Genomic DNA, 20,019 nt, shown 5'->3' with positions numbered 1-20,019 from the left:
ACATGGAAGTAGTGCGCTACTTCTATGTTTAATAAAAATAAATATTAAGAATATAGGGCCTATTATGAAAACGAACTCTGATCAAAACGTAGATGTTTCTAAACGTGACTTTATAAAAATGATGGGTGGTTTAGCCACTGTTGGTGTTGTATCAACTTGGATCCCAACGCAGAAAGCAGAAGCTTGGTTTTTTCCTATACAGGAAAGATTGAATAGCTTCCCTTCAGATATTAGTTTATTTAAGCAACTTTATGAAAACTGGTCAGGAGAATCTCACTATGAAAATGCGTGGACTGCTGTTCCTCGTAATCAAGAGCAAATATTAAGAATCATTAATTGGGCAGTCGATAACGGTTATAAAGTACGTCCTAAAGGGATGTCTCATAACTGGTCACCATTAATGCTAGATGATCATGACCAAATCACAAAAGTGTTATTGGTTGATATGCCGTCTTATATTAATAAAATATCAATTGATTCCAATGGGGTCGCCACTGCTGAAGCGGGCATTCAAATGCAAGCTTTAATGACAGCAATGGAAAATAAAGGTAGAGGCTTTGTTGCAACACCTGCACCTGGGGATTTAACCCTTGGCGGTGTTTTAGCTATTGATGGTCACGGAACTTCAGTACCTGCAATTGGTGAAACAAAATTGCAAGGTCAAACGTATGGTTCAGTGAGTAATTTAGTTATTTCGATTACAGCTGCCGTATATGACCCCCAATATAATAAATATGTAGCGAAAACTTTTTATCGCAATGAACCTGAAATTAGTGCTTTTTTGGTGAATTTGGGACGCGCATTTGTCTTATCAGCTCAATTGCAGACAGCGCCAAATCAATTTTTACGTTGCCAGAGTTTCTTAGATATTCATCAGCAAGAATTATTTGCACGTAATAAAGATTCAGGTCGAACTTTTTCAAAATTGCTTGACCAATCTGGTCGAGTGGAAGCAATTTGGTATCCATTTACGGATTATCCATGGGTGAAAGTTTGGAGTGTTACACCTAAGCGTCCATTGACCTCAAAAATGACCTACCAACCCTTTAACTACTGGTTCTCAGATAATTTAATTAAGCCACTAACTGACTTAATACAGAAAATTATTGTGAATAATAGTCGCTATTTAACTCCGACTTTTGGAAAATTACAGTTTGATATTACTAAGTTAGGATTACAAGGTTCAGCTTTATCTGATGTAACAACCATTCTTACAGGTGGTTTGGCTTCAACGCAGATTCATGATATTTGGGGTCCATCAAAAAATCTATTGCTATATGTGAAACCAACAACATTAAGGGTTACAGCAAATGGTTATGCGGTGATTACCAGTCGAGCGAATGTACAAAATGTAATTGCTGATTTCTGTGAAATCTATTCAAGCAAGCTCACGCAATATCAGAATTTGAATAAATTTCCAATGAATGGTCCTGTTGAAATTCGTGTTACTGGCTTGGACAATGCTCAAGACTCAATTGTGCCGAATGCACAGACAGCAGCATTGTCTGCGATTAAACCATGCCCAGATCATCCTGAGTGGGATTGTGCTGTTTGGTTTGATATTTTGACTTTGCCATGTACGCCTTTTGCTGCTGATTTTTATACTGAGATTGAAGGGTGGATGTGTTCACGTTATCAGGGAGATTCACTGATTCGCCCTGAATGGTCTAAAGGTTGGGGATATACCTCAACAAAGGCTTGGGACAATACGAGTTATTTTGAACAAGAAATTCCTCGAGTTCATGCTAAAGGTCAGCCTGAATCATTAACCATTCAAGCTGCTACTAATGTTCTTAAAAAGTATGATCCAAAGGCTTTATTTACTTCACCTTTGTTAGATCGCTTACTGAAATAACAAAATCGATTTTAATCATCTCTTAATTAATTTCTAGAAATACATGCTTTTTGAAAGCGATTAAGGGGTGATGATTCAATTCGTAAAAAAACTAACATGCACATTAAAGATAAAAGAAGATCAAAATTTCAGATCATAACGCTATAACGACACAACATAATTACACATGATTTTATGAATAAAAAATTATTTAGAGATAAAGCGGTAGATGCACAAAAATCAAAATGGATCGGAGAGGTTATCCTCATTAGCCCATTTTCTTTTACTGTGATGACGATTGGTGTTGCCATTTTTACCATTATTATTGTGCTTTTTCTTTTTTTGGGTAGCTATACAAAAAAGACCACAGTACAAGGTCAACTTATGCCTGATACAGGTTTGATTCGTGTTTATGCGGTTGATGGTGGCACAATCAATAAGAAATTTATACAGGAAGGTCAAACGGTTAAAATGGGTGATCCTTTGTATCAATTGCAAATGACGCGATTTAGCAATTCAGGTAATTATAATGAATCACTTGCACAGCAAATACAGGTAAAAAAACAAACTTTAGCGACTGAAAAAGATCAGTTAAAAAATCTACATCAAAATAATTACGAACAAACCATATCTGAAATTCAATCGTTAAAATTAGAATTGGCAAAAGTGGACGGATTGATTCAAGAGCAAAAGCAACGCTTGGCTTTGGCACTCGAAAATATGAATCGTTATCAACAATTAAAAGAAAAAGATTATATTTCTGTTGAAGAATTTCAAACCAAACAAGATATTTATTTTAATCAAAAGCTCACGCTACAAAGTTATGAACGTGATCGAATTGCAAAGAAATCTGAGCTCGCCAATAAAGAACTTATTTTACAAAGTTTACAAAGTAAATTGAACAATGAATTGAATAATGTAGATCGACAATTGGCTTCCAACCAACAAGAACTCATTGAAAATAAAGCACGCGATAGTTTGTTGATCAAAGCCAATGCTTCTGGTGTTGTTACCTCATTAAATGCAGAAGTAGGTCAACAAGTTTCATCTACAACACCTTTATTAAATATTGTTCCAGCCCATTCTCAACTTGAGGCACATCTCTATATTCCCAGTTCGGCAATTGGTTTTGTGAAATTAAATCAGTCTATTCGACTACGTTTTCAAGCCTATCCTTATCAACGCTTTGGGCAGGCTCAGGGCAATATTAGCTCTATTTCAGAAACCACAATGAATACGCAAGAACTGACCAATTTAGGCGAGTTTAATAACAGTTTAGCATTGAATAAAAATGAAGCTGTATATTTGGTAAAAGTGAAACTCCAACAGCAAAGTATGAAGGCCTATGGTGAGAATAAGCGCTTGAAAGTTGGTATGACTTTTGATGCGGATGTATTACAAGAGAAACGTAAATTATATGAATGGGTACTTGAGCCTTTATACAGTATTACTGGCAAATTATAAGAAGAAGAATCATGCAAATATTAGATAAAATTTCATTTGGGTTCTCTCGTCAAGTTCCAACAATTTTGCAAACTGAGGCAACTGAGTGTGGTTTGGCTTGTATTGCGATGGTTGCACATTATTATGGTTTTGAATCTGATTTAATCACATTAAGACGACGTTTTTCTATTTCACAAAAGGGCAGTAATTTAAGTCAACTGATTCAAATTAGTAATCAAGTAAAATTGGTCACTCGTCCTCTCAAATTAGAATTAGAAGATTTAAATCAACTCAGAACCCCTTGTATTTTACATTGGGATTTTAACCATTTTGTAGTTTTGCAGAAAATGTCAGGGAATAAGGCAACGATTTCAGATCCTGCCTTTGGTAAACGTGTTTTAAGTCTAGATGAAATATCAGAGCATTTTACTGGAGTTGCTTTAGAATTATGGCCAGATACTGAATTTGAAAAAAAAGAAGAAAAAAATAAGATTCAATTAAGAAGCCTTATTGGGCATATTCGAGGGTTATGGAAATCTTTAGGGCAAATTCTGATATTGGCTTTGGCATTAGAAGTCTTTTCGCTGACCAGTCCATTTTTTATGCAATGGGTCATTGATCATGTCATTGTCTCGGCTGATCGAGATTTATTAACAGTCTTGGCGATTGGTTTTGCACTGCTCATGTTCTTACAGCAGTTTATTAGTCTTTTAAGATCATGGATTATGATGTACATGAGCACGCATTTGAATGTGCAATGGCGAGCGAATGTATTCAATCATTTGATTAATGTACCTGTTTCATATTTTGAACGACGTTCTTTAGGCGATATTGTTTCGCGTTTTGGTTCAATTGATAGTATTCAGCGCACACTAACATCAACTTTTTTGTCTGCAATTTTAGATGGGCTCATGACAGTTTTCACACTGATATTGATGTTCATTTATAGCCCCAAATTAGCATGGATTGCCATTGGAACCATGTGCCTTTATGCTTTAATTCGTTGGATTTGGTATGCGCCATTAAAGCGTGCGACTGAAGCGCAAATTATTCATGCAGCGAAGCAAAGTAGCCATTTTATGGAAACGGTACGTGGTGCTAAAACCATTAAGCTTTTCCAGAGACAAGATGTAAGACGTTCGACATGGCTGAATCTATTGGTTAATCAAGTCAATGCAGATTTAAGTTCTCAGAAATTAGGTATTGGTTTTTCATTAGCCAATGGCGCTTTATTCGGTTTAGAAAATATTCTCATTATCTGGCTTGGTGCGAGTTTGGTTTTAGATGGAAATTTTACTGTCGGCGTACTGATGGCATTTGTGGCTTATAAAAATCAGTTTGATGGTCGAGTCGCAGGCTTAATTGATAAATATATTGAATTGAAAATGCTGCAAATTGATGTAGAACGACTTTCTGATATTGCATTAACTGAGCCAGAAAAACTCTATGGTGAAGTTGAAATTACGAATATTGAAAATGTTGAGAACGCAATTGAAGTTAAAAATCTATATTTTAAATATTCTGAAAATGACCCTTATATTCTTAAAAATGTCAGTTTCACCATTCCATTGAACCAGTCTGTTGCCATTGTTGGACCAACAGGATGTGGGAAAACAACTTTATTACATGTATTGCTGGGCGTATTTCGGCAAAATGAAGGTGAAATATCCATCATGGGGCGGGATATTGATAAGTTGGGGCTAAATGCAATTCGAAATCAAATTGCAACAGTTTTACAGGATGATATTTTATTCGCAGGTTCAATTGCAGAAAATATTTGTTTCTTTGATGCCAGTCCTCAGCAAGAGTGGCTACAAGAATGTGCTGATCTAGCTGCGATTCATCAAGACATTTTGAAAATGCCCATGGGTTATCAAACCTTAGTCGGTGAGATTGGAAACATACTTTCAGGTGGGCAAAAGCAACGTATCTTGTTGGCTAGGGCTTTGTATAAAAAGCCAAAAATTTTATTCATGGATGAAGCAACCAGTCATTTAGATATACAAAAAGAACATGAAGTAAATGAAAAAATTAAAGGTCTGAATATTACTCGAATTCTCATCGCTCATCGGCCTGAAACGATTGCTTCTGCCGAACGTGTGATTGCATTCCAAGATGGTGTCATTGTGCAAGATATCTTGTTAAAGGATCTGCAAACAGTATGAGAATACATCAAAAAAAAATCATATTCGGAATAGTATTCATGACGTTATTGTTGAATAAGGCTGTATATGCGGATATTCCACAACCAAGTGCATGGTCAAATTTATTCAACAAAAAGAAAAATACAGCGAACCTATTTAATATTTTAGTTGAAGAACAAAAACAGAAAGAGATAAAAGACACAAAGCAAACTAATCCAAAAGTTGTGCAAGTTTTAAATCAGACTAGTCTGCCTAAAATACAAAAAGAGAGAAGCCAATTAGGTACGATTAATTGTTTGAGCCAAACGAAATTAGATCAAGAACATGTTTTAGAGTTAATGTTTGCTATAGAGAAAGCGGTTTGTCATCATCCAGAAGCGAATAATGCTTGGATACAAACTAAAATTCAAGCAGCTCAAGTTGGCATTAGCAAAGCAAGTTATTACCCACAGGTAAATACAACAATAAATTATGATTGGGGCAAAGATAATTACCAGGTTAATAACCGTGAAGATCTTAGCTATGACACCAATACACGTCGTTATGGGATTGCTGTACAAGCCAATTGGTTGCTTTATGATTTTGGTGCACGACAACATCAAGTTGCTGCATCTGAAAAGTTATTGGCAATGTCATTTGCCCAACAAAATACTGTATTACAAGATATTATTCTAAAAACCATCATGGCATATTATGCAGTTATTCAGGTGGAATTGAAGCTTGATAATCTACAACAGTTGGTTGTTTTGGCAGAACAGAATTATGATATTGCACATGCACGTTATAAAGCAGGTGCAGGCATTAAATCTGATGAATTACAGATGCTGGCTAATTTATCGAAAGCGAAAGCAGATCAAATTAAGTTTATAGGAGATTTAAAAATAGCCAAAGGTAATTTAGCAGCATTGATGGGCGAGCCTGCTTATCAAGACTTTAAAATTAACAGCCAGCTAAAAATACCTAATGTATTAAATTTAAAATCAATTCAAGATCTGATTGCTGAATCGATACAGCTCAATCCAAAATTTAAAGCTGCACAATTGGCAATTGATGCTGCAACTGAAAAAGTAAAATCAGTTAAAAAAAGCAATTATCCTGCCTTGTCATTAATCACCAATTATAATAATTCAGAACAGATGGGAGAAAGTCCTTTTGCCAATAATACCCAACGTATTCAGGCAGGTGTTCAGCTCAGTATTCCTTTGTTTGATGGTTTTAATCAAAAGAATCAAGTTATATTGGCAAATGAAACCGTTAAATTAAAACAAAGTGAGCAAGATTTATTAAAACAAGAAGTGAGTACTGAAATTTGGAAAAATTATAATGAATTACAAGCTGTACATGAAAATATTAAAGCTTTATCTGTATTAAATCAAAGTGCTGAAGAGGCTTATGTTGTTGCTCAAGGGCGCTATAAAGCGGGAGTAGGTAATATGCTAGAAATGATTAATGCACAAAATTTGCTTGTTGAAGCAAAAATGAATTATGCAACATCAGTCACTAATTTTTTGGTTGTTCGGTATCAGTTATTGGCCAATATTGGCAATTTAAATGTATGGGCTGATGAACCTATTTAAAGTTGAGATATTTGAAGTTTGTTGAAATTGTTTAGAGTGAAAAATGGCTTTAATCGAAAAGATTAAAGCCATAGATTTATTTTATACAATTTATAGCGTTGAATAGAATGGGAATACGCCAAAAATAATCGCCGCAACAAGCATAACAAAGCAAGTCAATAGCGCCCATTTAATGGTAAATTTTTGATGTTGTCCTAACTCAATCCCTGCTAATCCACATAATAAATAAGTAGAAGGAACTAATGGAGAAAGCAAATGTACAGGTTGACCTACAATAGAAGCACGTGCCATTTCTACAGGGGTAATGCCATAGTGTGCCGCTGCATCTGAAAGAATAGGGAGAACACCATAATAGAAAGCATCATTCGACATAAAGAAAGTCAAAGGCATACTTAAAACAGCAGTAATTGGTGCTAAGAATGGCCCCATACTTTCTGGAATGATCGCAACTAATTCTTTAGACATCGCATCGACCATACCAGTGCCTGCCAAAATACCTGTAAAGATACCAGCAGCGAAGATAATCCCGACGACGTTTAGGGCGCTACCTGCGTGATGTGCAACAAGACTTTTTTGCATATCAAGATCTTTATAGTTCACAACAAGTGCAATACACAGTGCAATCATAAAGAGGATGGGTAAAGGCAAGACACCTTTAATTAAACAGATCATTAGTACAACAGTGAGTAAACCATTGAACCATCTTAAATGTGCACGATTTGCATCTGGATTAGATGAAATTTGAATATTATCGCCATGACTGACATCTAACTCAATAATGCCTAAGCGATTGCGCTCTTTGCGACCATACATATAACCGACAAAGTATAACCATGCAATTGAGCACAGCATTGGAATAACCATTGGAACGAATACATCACTTGGGTCGACATGGAGCGCACTTGCAGCACGTGCAGTCGGTCCGCCCCAAGGGGTTAAGTTCATGATACCGCTGGCAAGCATCATTAAACATGCCATCACCAGTGGGCTCATGCCTAAGCGTTTATAAAGAGGAAGCATTGCTGCAACACAGATCATATATGTAGTAGAACCATCACCATCTAAAGAGACAATAAGGGTTAATGTGATTGTCCCTAAAGTCACTTTAAGGGGGTCACCTTTCACTAATTTTAAAATCCATTTTACCGATGGATCAAATAACCCTGTATCAATCATAATGGCGAAATAAAGAATGGCAAAAAGAAGCATGACACCTGTTGGTGCGAGCTTTTTAACGCCATCTAACATCATTTCCCCAAGTCCACTGAGTTGAATATGACTCAAGCTATCAACGAAGAATCCGAGACCGTAAGCAATTAAAGCAAAAAGAACTGGAACAAGTGTGAGCGCTACTAGAGCACTAAGACGTCTGGTCATGATTAAGTACATAAAGCACAAAATCATCCCTAGACCTAATACGGTCAGCATGGGTCAATCCTTTGTTTGAAGTAATGTTTTTCTGATATTTCCTAGGTGTGATGCTATTCTTTTTTTAAGAAAAATTAAATAAGTTAAAAGAAATAAGATTTATAATACTATTTTTTTAATAAATAGTACTTACAAAACAGTATCTTGAAAAAATGTGATTTATATTTAATTTTTAATCAAAAAGTTCACTATACTTTTAAGGTATTGTTTTATATCTATTTTATATTTATTGATTTTTTTAATATTTAATCTAATCAAAATAAGTATTTAGCAGATTTATTAAGCATCTACGTTCATTTGAGATTTTAAAACAGTTTTTTATTTGAAATAAAGCCCTATCAAGAGGATAGGGCAGAGCTTATTCTTCAATTATAGTTGGTTCTTCGGGTCTTTCTAACAGTCGTGTCACCAATAATTGGTCAATTTTAAAATGATCTACGTCAACCACTTCAAATTTATAACCGCCAAAAATAACCGTATCCGCAGGACGTGGAATTTTACGAAGTTGGAACATCATGAAACCAGCCAATGTTTCATAGTTATCATCATCAGGCATTTCGTCAATTTCAAGCGCATGTTTCATATCCTCAATTGGGGTGCTTCCCTCAATTAACCATGAGTTATTGTCACGCTTAATAATTTGTAGCTCTTCATCTAGTGGTGTTACCCAATCGCCCATGACTGTAATCATGATGTCAGACAGTGTAATGACACCCACCACTAAAGCATATTCATTAATTACAACGGCAAATTTTTCTTTGGTTGAGCGAAAACGATCTAAGAGTTCAGATAAGGTCAAAGAATCTGGAATCGTGAGTACAGTACGAATGGTAGATTCATTTAATTGAGTAAATTTTTGATTATTGAGAATACGAACAAGAATATCTTTGGCATCAACATAACCAATCACTTGATCAATATTATCATTACAGACTAAATATTTAGAATAAGGGAATTCAGCTAACTTTTGACGAATACTGTCCTCAGGTTCTTTCAGGGTAAAGTAGACTACATTTTCACGAGTTGTCATACTCGATGGAACATTACGTTCTTCTAGTTCAAATACGTTTTCAATAAAATGATGTTCTTGTTTCTGTAATACGCCTGCTTGTGCACCTGCATCCATGACCGCAGAAATATCAGCAAAAGTAATATTGTCATCTCGAATCGTATTTACTTTAAAGAGTCGGAACAATAAGTTGGCAATCGCATTAATAATCCAAGCCAAAGGCTTACAAACCGTAATGAAAATTTGAATTGGATTAATAACAGAAACAGCAATTTTTTCTGGTGCAATCATAGCCAAACGTTTTGGCATTAAATCAGCAAAAAGAATAAATAACGATGTCACGAGGGTAAATGAGAGTGCAAAGCTGATGGTTTCAGTCCAAGGACCTGTATAAAAACCTGCAATTAATGTGACGAAATATGGACGAAAAGCGGCTTCACCGAGAATACCACCTAAAATTGCAACAGCATTTAACCCGATTTGCGACGCTGCAAAAAAATCTGCAGATTGTGCTTGAAGGTCTAATACTTTTTGTGCGCGTTCATCACCTGATTCAGCAAGGATTTTCAATTTTACTTTGCGAGCACCTGCGAGGGCAATTTCCGTTAAGGAAAGAAAACCTGCACCGGCGATCAATATGACAATGATCACGATATTCTGAAAGAGACTCACGTATCACCTGTGGTTTGTCATTATTATGAGATATTTTTAACACAAAACAACTTAAGGTAATCATTTATTATTACCTTAAGCATGAACAGTATAAGCTTGAAATTTGAAGAATTTAAGAAATATTCTCTTAATATTGAGAAAAATGTGAATTGGTGGTTAAAAATTCACGATTTTCTTCTTCAACCATTTGGCGGGCAACATACAAAATAAGTTGACGTAACCAACGGTGAGCAGGGTGATGATGTAATAAAGGGCACCATGCCATTTTCAATTCAAATTCTGGAATATAAAAAGGAGGATCTTTAATCACCAAATTTTGACTTTTTGCTTGAAGACGTGCAATACGAGATGGCAAGGTTGCAATCAAATCAACATTCGATGCAAGAAGTGCTGGCATTTGATAATGGCGGGTAAAGACTGAAATCTTACGTTTTTGACCAATACGCTCTAAAGCTTGATCAATCCATCCTAATCCCGCTTGTTTCTCTGGATTAACACCAAAGCCAACGCCCATACCTGTTTTAGATACCCAAATATGTTGCGCATCTAAATAACTTTTTAAATTGAGATTGGTCACAGCAGGGTGTTTCTGATTGAGTAAGCAAGAAAAGCTATCTCGCCATACTAATACTTGATGGAAGCTTTGTGGGATTTCATTAAAGCGATTAATCGCTAAATCAACTTTGCCTTGTTCCATGTCACGATAAGACACATCACTTGGTGTTAAAAAGTCGAGTACAACATTGGGTGCTTCAGAACGTAACGCTTTTACCAGACGCGGAATCAATGTTGCTTCAGCGTAATCAGACGTCATAATACGGAAAACACGATTCGATGTATAAGGTCGAAACTCTGTACGAGGTTCTAAAATCATCGATAAATCTGAAAGTGCATCACGGATACGGGGTTGAAGTTCCAACGCACGTTCAGTCGGTGTCATACCTTCAGAAGAACGAATCAGAAGTGGATCATTAAATAAGTTACGCAGACGACGTAAAATATTACTCATCGCAGGTTGGGTGACACCCAATTGTTCTGCGGCACGAGTCACATTTTTTTCACGTAAGAGTACGTCAAGGTAAATTAATAGGTTTAGGTCAACCCGCTCCAGATTCATAAAATAAATACCGAAAATAAAATTCTGAAATCATTTTGAATTATGCCATAAGCAAATGCCTTTGTGTTAAAAACATGCTTTTGCGTGATAGTGGTAAAATCTATAATCTGAGTAATTGAATTTGTTGGAGTATTTATCTTGGTGATGAAGGTAGTAAGCCCTTTTTACTTTGAAAATTTGATTGAGATGAACAATCACATTTTATCTTGCTCTTATCTAAACTATTCAACTGTTTAGAATAATTAATAAACACTGATTGATTCACTATTTTATTTAATAAATTATTAAAAAATGTACAAGAAAAGTATATTTCATTGTTCTTTCACCTTGCTCAGACTTAAGTCTAATATGGTTTAAATTAAAAAACAGGTGTTTTTGTATCCAGATCTAATTTTTTAATTATGTTTAAAATCAATATTTTATATATTTTTAAGATAATTATAATACGACTTTGATCTACATATTTTTTAAATAAATACCGAAAATTAACGCAGACTATTGGATTAATTATTTGACTCCATCTAAGCTGTGTCCATAACAACGAAGTGCTCTAAATCTGAACAAATAAATAGTGAGAAGATTTAGTCCTTCAACTGATGAAATCCTAATATTATTACAGGAAATATCATGACTCAATATCAAACAGCAGTAGATGCAATCCGTGAATTAAAAGCAAAATTCGGTAGCACATGGCGTGACATTAGCCCAGAAGATGCTGCACGTATGCAAATGCAAAACCAATTTAAAACTGGTTTGGATATTGCTAAATATACAGCTGAAATTATGCGTCGTGATATGGCTGAGTATGATGCTGACTCTAGCAAATACACTCAATCATTAGGTTGCTGGCATGGTTTTATCGCACAACAAAAAATGATTGCGAACAAAAAATATTTCGGTACAACTGACAAGCGTTACATCTACCTTTCTGGTTGGATGGTTGCAGCTCTTCGTTCTGAATTCGGTCCTTTACCTGACCAATCTATGCACGAAAAAACGTCTGTACCTGCTTTAATCGAAGAAATTTATACTTTCCTTCGTCAAGCTGATGCGAAAGAATTGAATGATTTGTTCCGTGCGCTTAAAAAAGCAAACGAAGCGGGCGATACAGCTAAAGCTGCTGAAATCACTGCTCAAATCGACGGTTTCCAAACTCACGTTGTGCCAATTATTGCGGACATCGATGCTGGTTTCGGTAACGAAGAAGCGACTTATTTACTTGCTAAGAAAATGATCGAAGCGGGTGCTTGTGCACTACAAATCGAAAACCAAGTTTCTGATGCGAAACAATGTGGTCACCAAGCAGGTAAAGTAACTGTTCCACATGAAGACTTCATCTCTAAAATTCATGCATTACGTTATGCATTCTTAGAAATGGGTGTTGATGACGGTATCATCGTTGCTCGTACTGACTCTGAAGGTGCTGACTTAACTCAAAAAATCCCAGTGGTTAAAGAGCCAGGTGACATCGCTTCTCAGTACATCGGTTTCTTAGACACAGTTGAAATTGACATTGCTGATGCTCAAGAAGACGAAATCTTGATCAAACGTAATGGTAAATTACACCGTCCTAAGCGTTTAGCTTCTGGTTTGTATCAGTTCCGTCCTGACACACAAATTGACCGTGTTGTACTTGACTGCGTATCTAGCTTACAAAACGGTGCTGACTTACTTTGGATCGAAACTGCGACTCCAAACGTAGACGAAATCGCTCACATGGTTAATCGTGTGAAAGAAACAATTCCAAATGCTAAGCTTGTTTATAACAACAGCCCATCATTCAACTGGACTTTAAACTTCCGTCAACAGTCTTATGACCGTTTCGTTGCTGAAGGTAAAGACGTTTCTGCTTATGACCGTGCTAAATTAATGAGCGCTGAGTATGACGAAACTGAATTAGCTGCTGATGCTGACGAAAAAGTACGTACATTCCAAGCGGATGCTTCTCGTGAAGCGGGTGTATTCCATCACTTGATCACACTTCCGACTTACCACACAGCTGCTCTTTCTACACATGAGCTTGCTAAAGGTTACTTCGGCGATCAAGGTATGCTTGCTTATGTTGCTGGCGTACAACGTAAAGAAATCCGCGGTACAATCGCATGTGTTAAACACCAAGCAATGGCTGGTTCTGACATCGGTGATGATCACAAAGAAATCTTCTCTGGTGACAATGCTCTTAAAGCGCATGATGATGCTAAAAACACAATGAACCAATTCGGTGGTTAATCCCTCCAATTGATTTAAGAGAAAACCCTGCGAAAGCAGGGTTTTTTATGTAACGTTAGAAAGTTGATTTCACAAGGTAGCTTGTATAAGTATCAATAAACTTTCTATGTTTCTTCTTGATGGAGCGTTTAAAAGTTCTTAAGTGAGATATCTATTGCACTTGAAGCTTATCAAGTAAAGATTTTGAAAAATTAATGGAGTTCTTTACTGAGCTTGTAGTTTAAATTGGTGTCAATTTTTGCCCCAGTTTCACGGTCACGTGCTTCCAAAAAATTCTCGCCTACAAAAAACTTACGCTGTTCTGAGGCTTTGTCTAAAGTAATAATTGTACCTGTTGTATCAAATTCAAATTTTCCTTCAGTTTTAAATTTTTTACCATCGCCTTTGCCTTTGTATTCTTCAGTCAATGTATAGGTATGGTCAGGTTTAAGCTCTAACTTAGTTTCTATTCCTTCACAGTCTGCGCAAGGAAATAAGCCTTTGTACTCTCCAGCCCAATCTAAACTATTTTGAGCATTATGTGCTGAATCAGTACTGTTTATTGGAGCAGAAGCAGGGGGGGGGGAAGTTATTGTCTGAGTTTGCTGTATAGATTGAATATCTTCAGAGGCTTTAGGTGTCGGTTTAGAGCAAGCGACTAAGGTAATACTGGAAAGTGCCAGTACAGAAAGCATTTTTTTCATATTTGTACCCAATTATTGATGAATAAAGAAAAGATCACTGACTTTGAAAATAAACAATAATATTGAAAATGGACATGTGAATAGTGTAATAAATTGCTTAAAATTGTGGGATTGTTATATTCTTTTTATAAAGATATTTATATATTGGAAGTGAAAATAATGAAACATTTGGCTGAGTACGTGGCTGTTATTGATCGGGTTAATTCTCAAGGACATTCACAAACAAGCCATCACCTACATATTATTCAGCAAACACAGACACATGAACATCAGCAAGAGCAGAATATTCAAGTGCTTAAAGAAAAAATAGTGTATGAATTTTCAGATGGTACTATCATTGAAAAAAGGGTAGAACAAGACAATGAATGCCTAGAAATAGAGGCATGTTTAGAAAGTTGGATTAACTATCAAGTACTGTATCATTCAAATGAGTTGATTACGCCACAACGAATTCATTTTGATAATCATTGTAGAGAAATGCACTGGATTAAGTACTTTCATCCTTTAAATAATTAGCATATGAAAATCATACTAAAAACATCTAACTATTGAATTTTATTTAAAAATTTTCGCTTACAAATATTTTATACATTTATATATTAATTGATCTTTTATTCATCTGGTTTCGCTTTCTTATTTCATCGACATTGCTACAATTCGCGCGAAATTTTTATATTGCGGTGCATTTTGTGTTCGAAAAATTAGCTGAACAAAGTTTGGGGTTAATGGGTTGGCAGATTGATAATCACTGGGATCTGGATATTGACCAATGTGTCATGATTGCCGCACCACATACCAGTAATTGGGATGCTTTATATGCACGTCTTGCCTTAAAAGCATTGGGTGTACATGTGCGAATTACCATTAAAGATAGTTATATGAAACTTCCTTTTGGTCCATTCGTTCGTGCGATGGGGGGTATAGGAATTGATCGTCGCCCGAAAAAAGACGGGGCTGAAAGACCAAGTATGGTTGAGTTGATGAGTGATTTATTTAAAACGCACCCTAAACTCGTGATGCTAGTGACTCCAGAAGGTACTCGTACGAAACAGGAAAAGTGGAAAACTGGTTTTTATCATGTTGCGGTGACTGCAGGTGTACCCATTGCTTTGGCTTATATGGATTATGATAAGAAAAAAACAGGGATAGGAAAAATTGTTTATCCTACTGGAGATTATGAAAAAGATATGGCGGAAATTATGGCATTTTATGCACAAATTAATCCGAAATTTCCAGAATTATTCAGTGTTGATACACGCTATCATTCAAATGAAAGCTAAATTTTAAATCATGTTTTTAATTCGATATCATGCATCTTTTTTATGCTTATAAATTGAATTAAAAGGCTATACATAAAAAGTCTATTTTAGAAAAAAGATAAGGCATTTACCTTGTCTTTTTTCTATTTGATAACGAGATATTTTTATTCTTGGATGTTCGCTTCAGTTTGAATACCACCTAAAGATTCACAGGAAGCTTTATAAATATCATATTGTTGTTGAATAACTTCATTCAAAGGAATTTTAAACAACACATCACCTGATTTGTAGCTTTCTAGATAAGTTGTTGCTTTATCCTTACTCGCAGATAAAGCATGCTCATGATAATTGGTGATAGGGCTATGTACCAATTCCGTACTTTCGATATTTTTACATTCGAAGTGGTTGAGCATCGTTTCTGCTGTTTTAATTTCACTAGATATGCCTAAGCTACATCCTGTTAAGGTTAAAACTGATGTGATTAAAAAAATTCTAACTAAAGGAGCTGAGCTACTGAATAAAGATGAAAATTTCATCATGGACATTACAAAAAATAAGTGGGTGCATTCTATGCCTCTTCATCTCATTTAAATAGAAGTTCACTTTTAAATAAGGACTTTTTATTGATTAAGTGTTGAAGCGCTGATCAATTAAAATCAGAGCGTTTATGAATGGGTACTTACATCTGTATTCATAACAACTTTGTTTCTCCCTTATAAAGAGAAATAAAGGTTTTCTGTAAAAATTTAATGAAAATAACTACTCAACAAGAAGCAACCTGATGCAAAGAGTAGGCTCAGAACCAGATGTTTAAATTGTTTTTCTGAGATTTTATAAAAAAGTTGAGCTCCTAATATTGCAGGAATACTCACACTTAAAATTAAAACACCCATATAACTTAAATGAGATTGATTAATCGTTCCTTGAAATAAATAAATTGAAATAGTGAATAGCTGAATGGCAAAATTAAAATGTCTTAAAATATAGCGTTGTTGCTGTTTCGGTAAGTTTTTCAACATGACCCACGCAGATGGTGCTGCACCACAAAAGCCACCTAATCCACCTAAAACTCCGCCGATAAAACCAATGCATCCATCTGGAAATTTTCCTAATTTCTGTAAGCGAGGAAACTCAGGTGCAAAGTACATGATGGGGCACCACAGTACGAGAAAGATGCCTAAAATAATTTTAAAAGTGCCTGCTTGAATGATATGAAGCAAATAGGTTCCAAGCGGTACACCCATTAAACCTGCGATTAAATATGGAAGTACCAACGAGAAAGGTAACTGATGTTTTTGTTCTTTGCTTAAAGCAATAATATGGCTCCAGAGAGAAGCAAAAACGACAAGTGGGGCAGCGAGTTGTGGCGGAAGTACCCAAATCCAAAATGACATTGCAATTAAGGCAAAAGCGAATCCCGTTAATCCTTGTACGAAACCTGCAATCATTGCACCTAAAATAAAAATCAGCCAAGTCATCATTGCGTTATATTCATTGATATTGGAAGTAAGAAGTGGATAAGCACATTTGAATATAAAAGTAATAAAAGAGCTTCTATTTTAGAATATTCAAGCGATGAGAATTTGTATATTTTATGCTTTTTATTTCACTTAATTTAAGATCAATATCATATTTTAAATTATGTCTTATAAAAAAGCCTCTAATTTTAGAGGCTTTTTTATTGAATTTTTAATATGCTAGCTAGGTTAGTCTAGTTCGATTTTGGCTTTAAAGATTGTGTTAAGCCATTAATATCACCGCCATTAATACCGAGCTCACTCATGAGGCTATCAATTAATGGCGCTTGTGAACGATAACGAAGCGCACTATTCACCACTTGGTCTGAAAGTGCAACTTGACCTTGCTCAGCATTTTCACCGTTTGTAATTGATGCACCACTTAAGCCACCTAATCCATTGACTTGTAAAATTTTAATGTCATCAATGTTTTCCATTGGTTTAACACTTTCACGAATAATTTCAGGTAAATATTTGAGTAAAGCTAAACGAATTTGCATTTCAACTTGTTCAGTAGAAAGAATATTATTTGCTTCATTGACAGCATGCGTTCCTGCTGCATCCACTTGGTATTGTTTTTCTTGTGCTTGAGCAAGCAAAATTTTAGCATCTGCTTCACCTTTTGCTTTTAAGCGCACTTTTTCGGCTTCAGCTTCAGCACCAATACGAACAGCTTCAGCATCATCTGCCGCAGCAAGTTTAGAGGCTTCAGCCGCAACAGTAATTGCAATCGCATCGGTTTCTGCAATCTGTTTTGCACCGACCAATTCAACAGCTTTTAAACGCTCTGCACGTTGCGTTTCACGTACAGTGGTGACTTCCTCTTCCGCTTTTACAGCAGTCGCACGTGCTTGGTCAGCCAAGGCTTTGGCTTCAGATTCTGCACGAGATTTTTCTGCAATGGCAATTGCACGATCTTGCTCAGCCAATTCAATGGTTTTCTTCTGTTCGACTTGTGCTTTTTGAATGGCTTGTGCTTTAAGAATATTTTCATTTTCAATATCACGATCAGCAGCAATACGTTTCAACTGAACTTCACGATCAGATGCAATTTTTGCTTCACCTGCTTCACGTTGTTTTTCAGATTCTTGTGTTGCAATTTCTGCTTGTTGTTCTGCACGACGAATGGACAGTTCACGAATTTGCTCCATCTTCGAATACTCTTCTTCACGAGTAATTTTCAGACGTGCTTGTTCGGTTTCAAGGTTTTTTGTTTTGATTGCAAGATCAGCATCTTGCTCAAGACCATTCCTCTTTTTACGGCGATCTTCAATGGTTTCAGTCAGCTTGGTTAAACCTTCAGCATCAAAAATATTTTGTGGATTGAAGAATTTAAAATCGGTTTGATCAAGTCCTGTTAAAGAGACGGTTTCTAATTCAAGACCATTTTTAAACAGTTCTTCAGATACGGCTTGTTGTACTTTTTGTACAAAATCTACGCGTTTTTCATGCAGTTCTTCCATTGCCATTTCAGCAGCAACGGAACGTAATGAGTCAACAAATTTACCTTCAACCAATGACTTTAACTCATTGGGTTGCATGGTTTTTTGACCTAAAGTTTGAGCAGCAGTCGCAATAGATTCAGCTGTTGGTTTTACTCGAACATAAAATTCAGCGGCAACATCAACACGCATACGATCTTTGGTAATTAAGGCTTGATCAGCAGCACGTTTTACTTCTAAACGAAGCGTGTTCATATTGACAGGAATAACTTCATGTAAAACAGGGAGAACGATTGCACCACCACCCAGAATGACTTTTTCGCCACCAAATCCAGTACGAACAAATGAAACTTCTTTACTTGAACGTTTATAAAGACGGGCAACAATGACCCCAATCACTATCAAGGCAATTAAAACAATGCCAGCAAGAATGAGTATCTGATACAAAGAGGAATTCAACATCTTATTTTCTCTTGTTTAGGTTGATTTATGAGGATTTAATTTATTGATAATGCGATGGCTTGAAAGCCAATTTTTGTTCTTTGAGTCAAAATAACATCTTGACCCTGTAAAAAAATAATATCTGTTTCAGGTTCAACTAAAATGTAATGCATTTGCCCAAATTGATCTTTAACTTTGGCTTGAGCAGGGTAGTTGGGTTTTGCTTCACCTAAAATAATTTGCGCTGTACGGCCAATTAATTCATCACTATGAATGGCTGTTGTTTCATCTTGAGGTAAAATTTTGGCAATACCTGCTGCACAAATTCTCACGATGGGCATGCATAAAAATAAACAAGCAGGCGCAATAATCCAAAGTGGGAAGTAGCTTTGTGTGAGATTAAAAATGATGGCTTGAACGATAAAACCAAATAATGAATACACAGTGAGAAAAATAATCAGCCAAACCAGTACAGGCACTCTGCCTAAATACAACCAATCTAAAAATTGTACAAACACATTGGGATCAGCATCAATATCTATATGATGTGAGTGTTGTGCTTCAACCAGTTGATCTGGAACAAATTGATCGAGAAAACCTTGTGATGTAGAGCCAATAAGGAGTAAAAGACATTCAAAGATGCCCAATAGCAACATCACACACAGACTAACGCTAAAAAAAAGATTGGATGGATGTATAAATAAATCCCACATGTTTCATGCTCTTCTAAATTCTTGTCACTGTTTTTAATATAGGTTTTAAGTTGTTGGTCATCGATTTAAATCAAAAAAGATGAAATACTGATTCAATAATTCTATTAATCATTTGATTTTATATGCCACAGCTCATTTTAGCAACAGTAAGTTTATGATTAGTAATTTAAAATCAATATGTTAATTTTTTTATTGAAAAGTAGAAATATTCTATAAAAGTATCTTTTTGAGATTGTCTATAAAGCCCTTTAATTTACTCATTAATAAGAAAGTAAATAATTGATGAACCGATAGAGAGATACCTGTTTATTATCAAAGCAAGAACTTATTTTCCAGTTCTCATGGAGTTGAATTAAAATAGTTTTGATAAATTCTGAGCAAAAAAAATACGCAATGATTGGGGTGATCATTGCGTATAACAACGAATCTGTTCACACAGTTTCGGTTAAGGAGAATGTTATGAACTAGGGGTGTGTTCATAACCATGAGTTAATATTAATAATTCATGGCT

The 20,019-nt window shown here is 35.6% G+C and carries 15 protein-coding genes; 7 read left to right on the top strand and 8 right to left on the bottom strand.

Translation table 11 applies throughout. The annotated features are described in order from the left end of the window. The first annotated feature begins 64 nt into the window (after positions 1 to 64). The 4 genes from B9T35_RS12830 to B9T35_RS12815 all read left to right on the top strand — a co-directional run bounded on the left by B9T35_RS12830 (position 65) and on the right by B9T35_RS12815 (position 6,998). Positions 65 to 1,855 carry a cholesterol oxidase substrate-binding domain-containing protein gene (locus B9T35_RS12830; RefSeq protein ID WP_086191503.1) on the top strand — a complete coding sequence of 597 codons (1,791 nt, stop codon included), beginning with the start codon at positions 65 to 67 and terminating at the stop codon, positions 1,853 to 1,855. A gap of 174 nt (positions 1,856 to 2,029) precedes the next feature. Further along, complete coding sequence (locus B9T35_RS12825) at positions 2,030 to 3,298, top strand: HlyD family secretion protein (protein WP_086191502.1); 1,269 nt, start codon at positions 2,030 to 2,032, stop codon at positions 3,296 to 3,298. An 11-nt stretch (positions 3,299 to 3,309) separates the two neighbouring features. Beyond that, positions 3,310 to 5,442, top strand: coding sequence for a peptidase domain-containing ABC transporter (locus tag B9T35_RS12820; RefSeq protein ID WP_086191501.1), 2,133 nt, complete (start codon positions 3,310 to 3,312; stop codon positions 5,440 to 5,442). A 38-nt stretch (positions 5,443 to 5,480) separates the two neighbouring features. Further along, entirely contained in the window at positions 5,481 to 6,998 is a 1,518-nt protein-coding gene (locus B9T35_RS12815) for a TolC family protein (protein ID WP_171264279.1), read from the top strand. Positions 6,999 to 7,088: 90 nt separating this feature from the next. Here B9T35_RS12815 and B9T35_RS12810 read toward each other — a convergent pair whose 3' ends face one another. The 3 genes from B9T35_RS12810 to B9T35_RS12800 form a co-directional block, all read right to left on the bottom strand. Next, positions 7,089 to 8,426: a CitMHS family transporter gene (locus tag B9T35_RS12810; protein ID WP_086191499.1), complete on the bottom strand. Its 1,338-nt coding sequence runs from the start codon at positions 8,424 to 8,426 to the stop codon at positions 7,089 to 7,091. 358 nt (positions 8,427 to 8,784) lie between these two features. Next, positions 8,785 to 10,107: a hemolysin family protein gene (locus tag B9T35_RS12805; RefSeq protein WP_086191498.1), complete on the bottom strand. Its 1,323-nt coding sequence runs from the start codon at positions 10,105 to 10,107 to the stop codon at positions 8,785 to 8,787. Positions 10,108 to 10,234: 127 nt separating this feature from the next. After that, a complete protein-coding gene (locus B9T35_RS12800; RefSeq protein WP_086191497.1) occupies positions 10,235 to 11,224 on the bottom strand; it encodes a LysR family transcriptional regulator in 990 nt (329 codons plus the stop codon). A gap of 627 nt (positions 11,225 to 11,851) precedes the next feature. Between B9T35_RS12800 and B9T35_RS12795 the strand changes: the two genes are divergently transcribed. Next, positions 11,852 to 13,453 (top strand): isocitrate lyase, encoded by a 1,602-nt coding sequence (locus B9T35_RS12795; protein ID WP_086191496.1) that lies wholly within the window; start codon positions 11,852 to 11,854, stop codon positions 13,451 to 13,453. A gap of 191 nt (positions 13,454 to 13,644) precedes the next feature. On the opposite strand, the gene B9T35_RS12790 is transcribed toward B9T35_RS12795, so the two are convergent. Continuing rightward, positions 13,645 to 14,136 carry a copper resistance protein NlpE gene (locus B9T35_RS12790; protein ID WP_086191495.1) on the bottom strand — a complete coding sequence of 164 codons (492 nt, stop codon included), beginning with the start codon at positions 14,134 to 14,136 and terminating at the stop codon, positions 13,645 to 13,647. A gap of 159 nt (positions 14,137 to 14,295) precedes the next feature. Here B9T35_RS12790 and B9T35_RS12785 point away from each other — a divergent pair, with 159 nt between their 5' ends. Together B9T35_RS12785 and B9T35_RS12780 are read left to right on the top strand one after the other, a co-directional pair. Next, positions 14,296 to 14,652, top strand: coding sequence for a hypothetical protein (locus tag B9T35_RS12785; protein ID WP_086191494.1), 357 nt, complete (start codon positions 14,296 to 14,298; stop codon positions 14,650 to 14,652). A gap of 209 nt (positions 14,653 to 14,861) precedes the next feature. Then, the gene (locus B9T35_RS12780) at positions 14,862 to 15,416 is read left to right on the top strand and encodes a 1-acyl-sn-glycerol-3-phosphate acyltransferase (RefSeq protein WP_228147148.1); all 555 of its coding nucleotides are present in this window, start codon (positions 14,862 to 14,864) and stop codon (positions 15,414 to 15,416) included. 143 nt (positions 15,417 to 15,559) lie between these two features. Here B9T35_RS12780 and B9T35_RS12775 read toward each other — a convergent pair whose 3' ends face one another. The 4 genes from B9T35_RS12775 to B9T35_RS12760 all read right to left on the bottom strand — a co-directional run bounded on the left by B9T35_RS12775 (position 15,560) and on the right by B9T35_RS12760 (position 19,508). After that, the gene (locus tag B9T35_RS12775) at positions 15,560 to 15,931 is read right to left on the bottom strand and encodes a hypothetical protein (RefSeq protein WP_086191601.1); all 372 of its coding nucleotides are present in this window, start codon (positions 15,929 to 15,931) and stop codon (positions 15,560 to 15,562) included. A gap of 210 nt (positions 15,932 to 16,141) precedes the next feature. Next, the gene (locus B9T35_RS12770) at positions 16,142 to 16,873 is read right to left on the bottom strand and encodes a sulfite exporter TauE/SafE family protein (RefSeq protein ID WP_086191600.1); all 732 of its coding nucleotides are present in this window, start codon (positions 16,871 to 16,873) and stop codon (positions 16,142 to 16,144) included. 233 nt (positions 16,874 to 17,106) lie between these two features. Then, entirely contained in the window at positions 17,107 to 18,816 is a 1,710-nt protein-coding gene (locus B9T35_RS12765; RefSeq protein WP_086191492.1) for a flotillin family protein, read from the bottom strand. A 35-nt stretch (positions 18,817 to 18,851) separates the two neighbouring features. After that, positions 18,852 to 19,508: a YqiJ family protein gene (locus B9T35_RS12760; RefSeq protein ID WP_086191491.1), complete on the bottom strand. Its 657-nt coding sequence runs from the start codon at positions 19,506 to 19,508 to the stop codon at positions 18,852 to 18,854. Positions 19,509 to 20,019 lie beyond the last annotated feature (511 nt).

This window comes from Acinetobacter sp. ANC 3832 (assembly GCF_002135415.1).
GTDB lineage: Bacteria > Pseudomonadota > Gammaproteobacteria > Pseudomonadales > Moraxellaceae > Acinetobacter.
This window is presented reverse-complemented; position numbering and strand designations above follow the sequence as displayed.

Coding starts and splice junctions, on each gene's coding strand:
- B9T35_RS12820 (WP_086191501.1), top strand. CDS start 3,310: ATGCAAATATTAGATAAAATTTCATTTGGGTTCTCTCGTCAAGTTCCA.
- B9T35_RS12775 (WP_086191601.1), bottom strand. CDS start 15,931: ATGAAATTTTCATCTTTATTCAGTAGCTCAGCTCCTTTAGTTAGAATT.
- B9T35_RS12795 (WP_086191496.1), top strand. CDS start 11,852: ATGACTCAATATCAAACAGCAGTAGATGCAATCCGTGAATTAAAAGCA.
- B9T35_RS12765 (WP_086191492.1), bottom strand. CDS start 18,816: ATGTTGAATTCCTCTTTGTATCAGATACTCATTCTTGCTGGCATTGTT.
- B9T35_RS12830 (WP_086191503.1), top strand. CDS start 65: ATGAAAACGAACTCTGATCAAAACGTAGATGTTTCTAAACGTGACTTT.
- B9T35_RS12770 (WP_086191600.1), bottom strand. CDS start 16,873: ATGACTTGGCTGATTTTTATTTTAGGTGCAATGATTGCAGGTTTCGTA.
- B9T35_RS12815 (WP_171264279.1), top strand. CDS start 5,481: ATGACGTTATTGTTGAATAAGGCTGTATATGCGGATATTCCACAACCA.
- B9T35_RS12790 (WP_086191495.1), bottom strand. CDS start 14,136: ATGAAAAAAATGCTTTCTGTACTGGCACTTTCCAGTATTACCTTAGTC.
- B9T35_RS12780 (WP_228147148.1), top strand. CDS start 14,862: ATGGGTTGGCAGATTGATAATCACTGGGATCTGGATATTGACCAATGT.
- B9T35_RS12825 (WP_086191502.1), top strand. CDS start 2,030: ATGAATAAAAAATTATTTAGAGATAAAGCGGTAGATGCACAAAAATCA.
- B9T35_RS12760 (WP_086191491.1), bottom strand. CDS start 19,508: ATGTGGGATTTATTTATACATCCATCCAATCTTTTTTTTAGCGTTAGT.
- B9T35_RS12785 (WP_086191494.1), top strand. CDS start 14,296: ATGAAACATTTGGCTGAGTACGTGGCTGTTATTGATCGGGTTAATTCT.
- B9T35_RS12800 (WP_086191497.1), bottom strand. CDS start 11,224: ATGAATCTGGAGCGGGTTGACCTAAACCTATTAATTTACCTTGACGTA.
- B9T35_RS12810 (WP_086191499.1), bottom strand. CDS start 8,426: ATGCTGACCGTATTAGGTCTAGGGATGATTTTGTGCTTTATGTACTTA.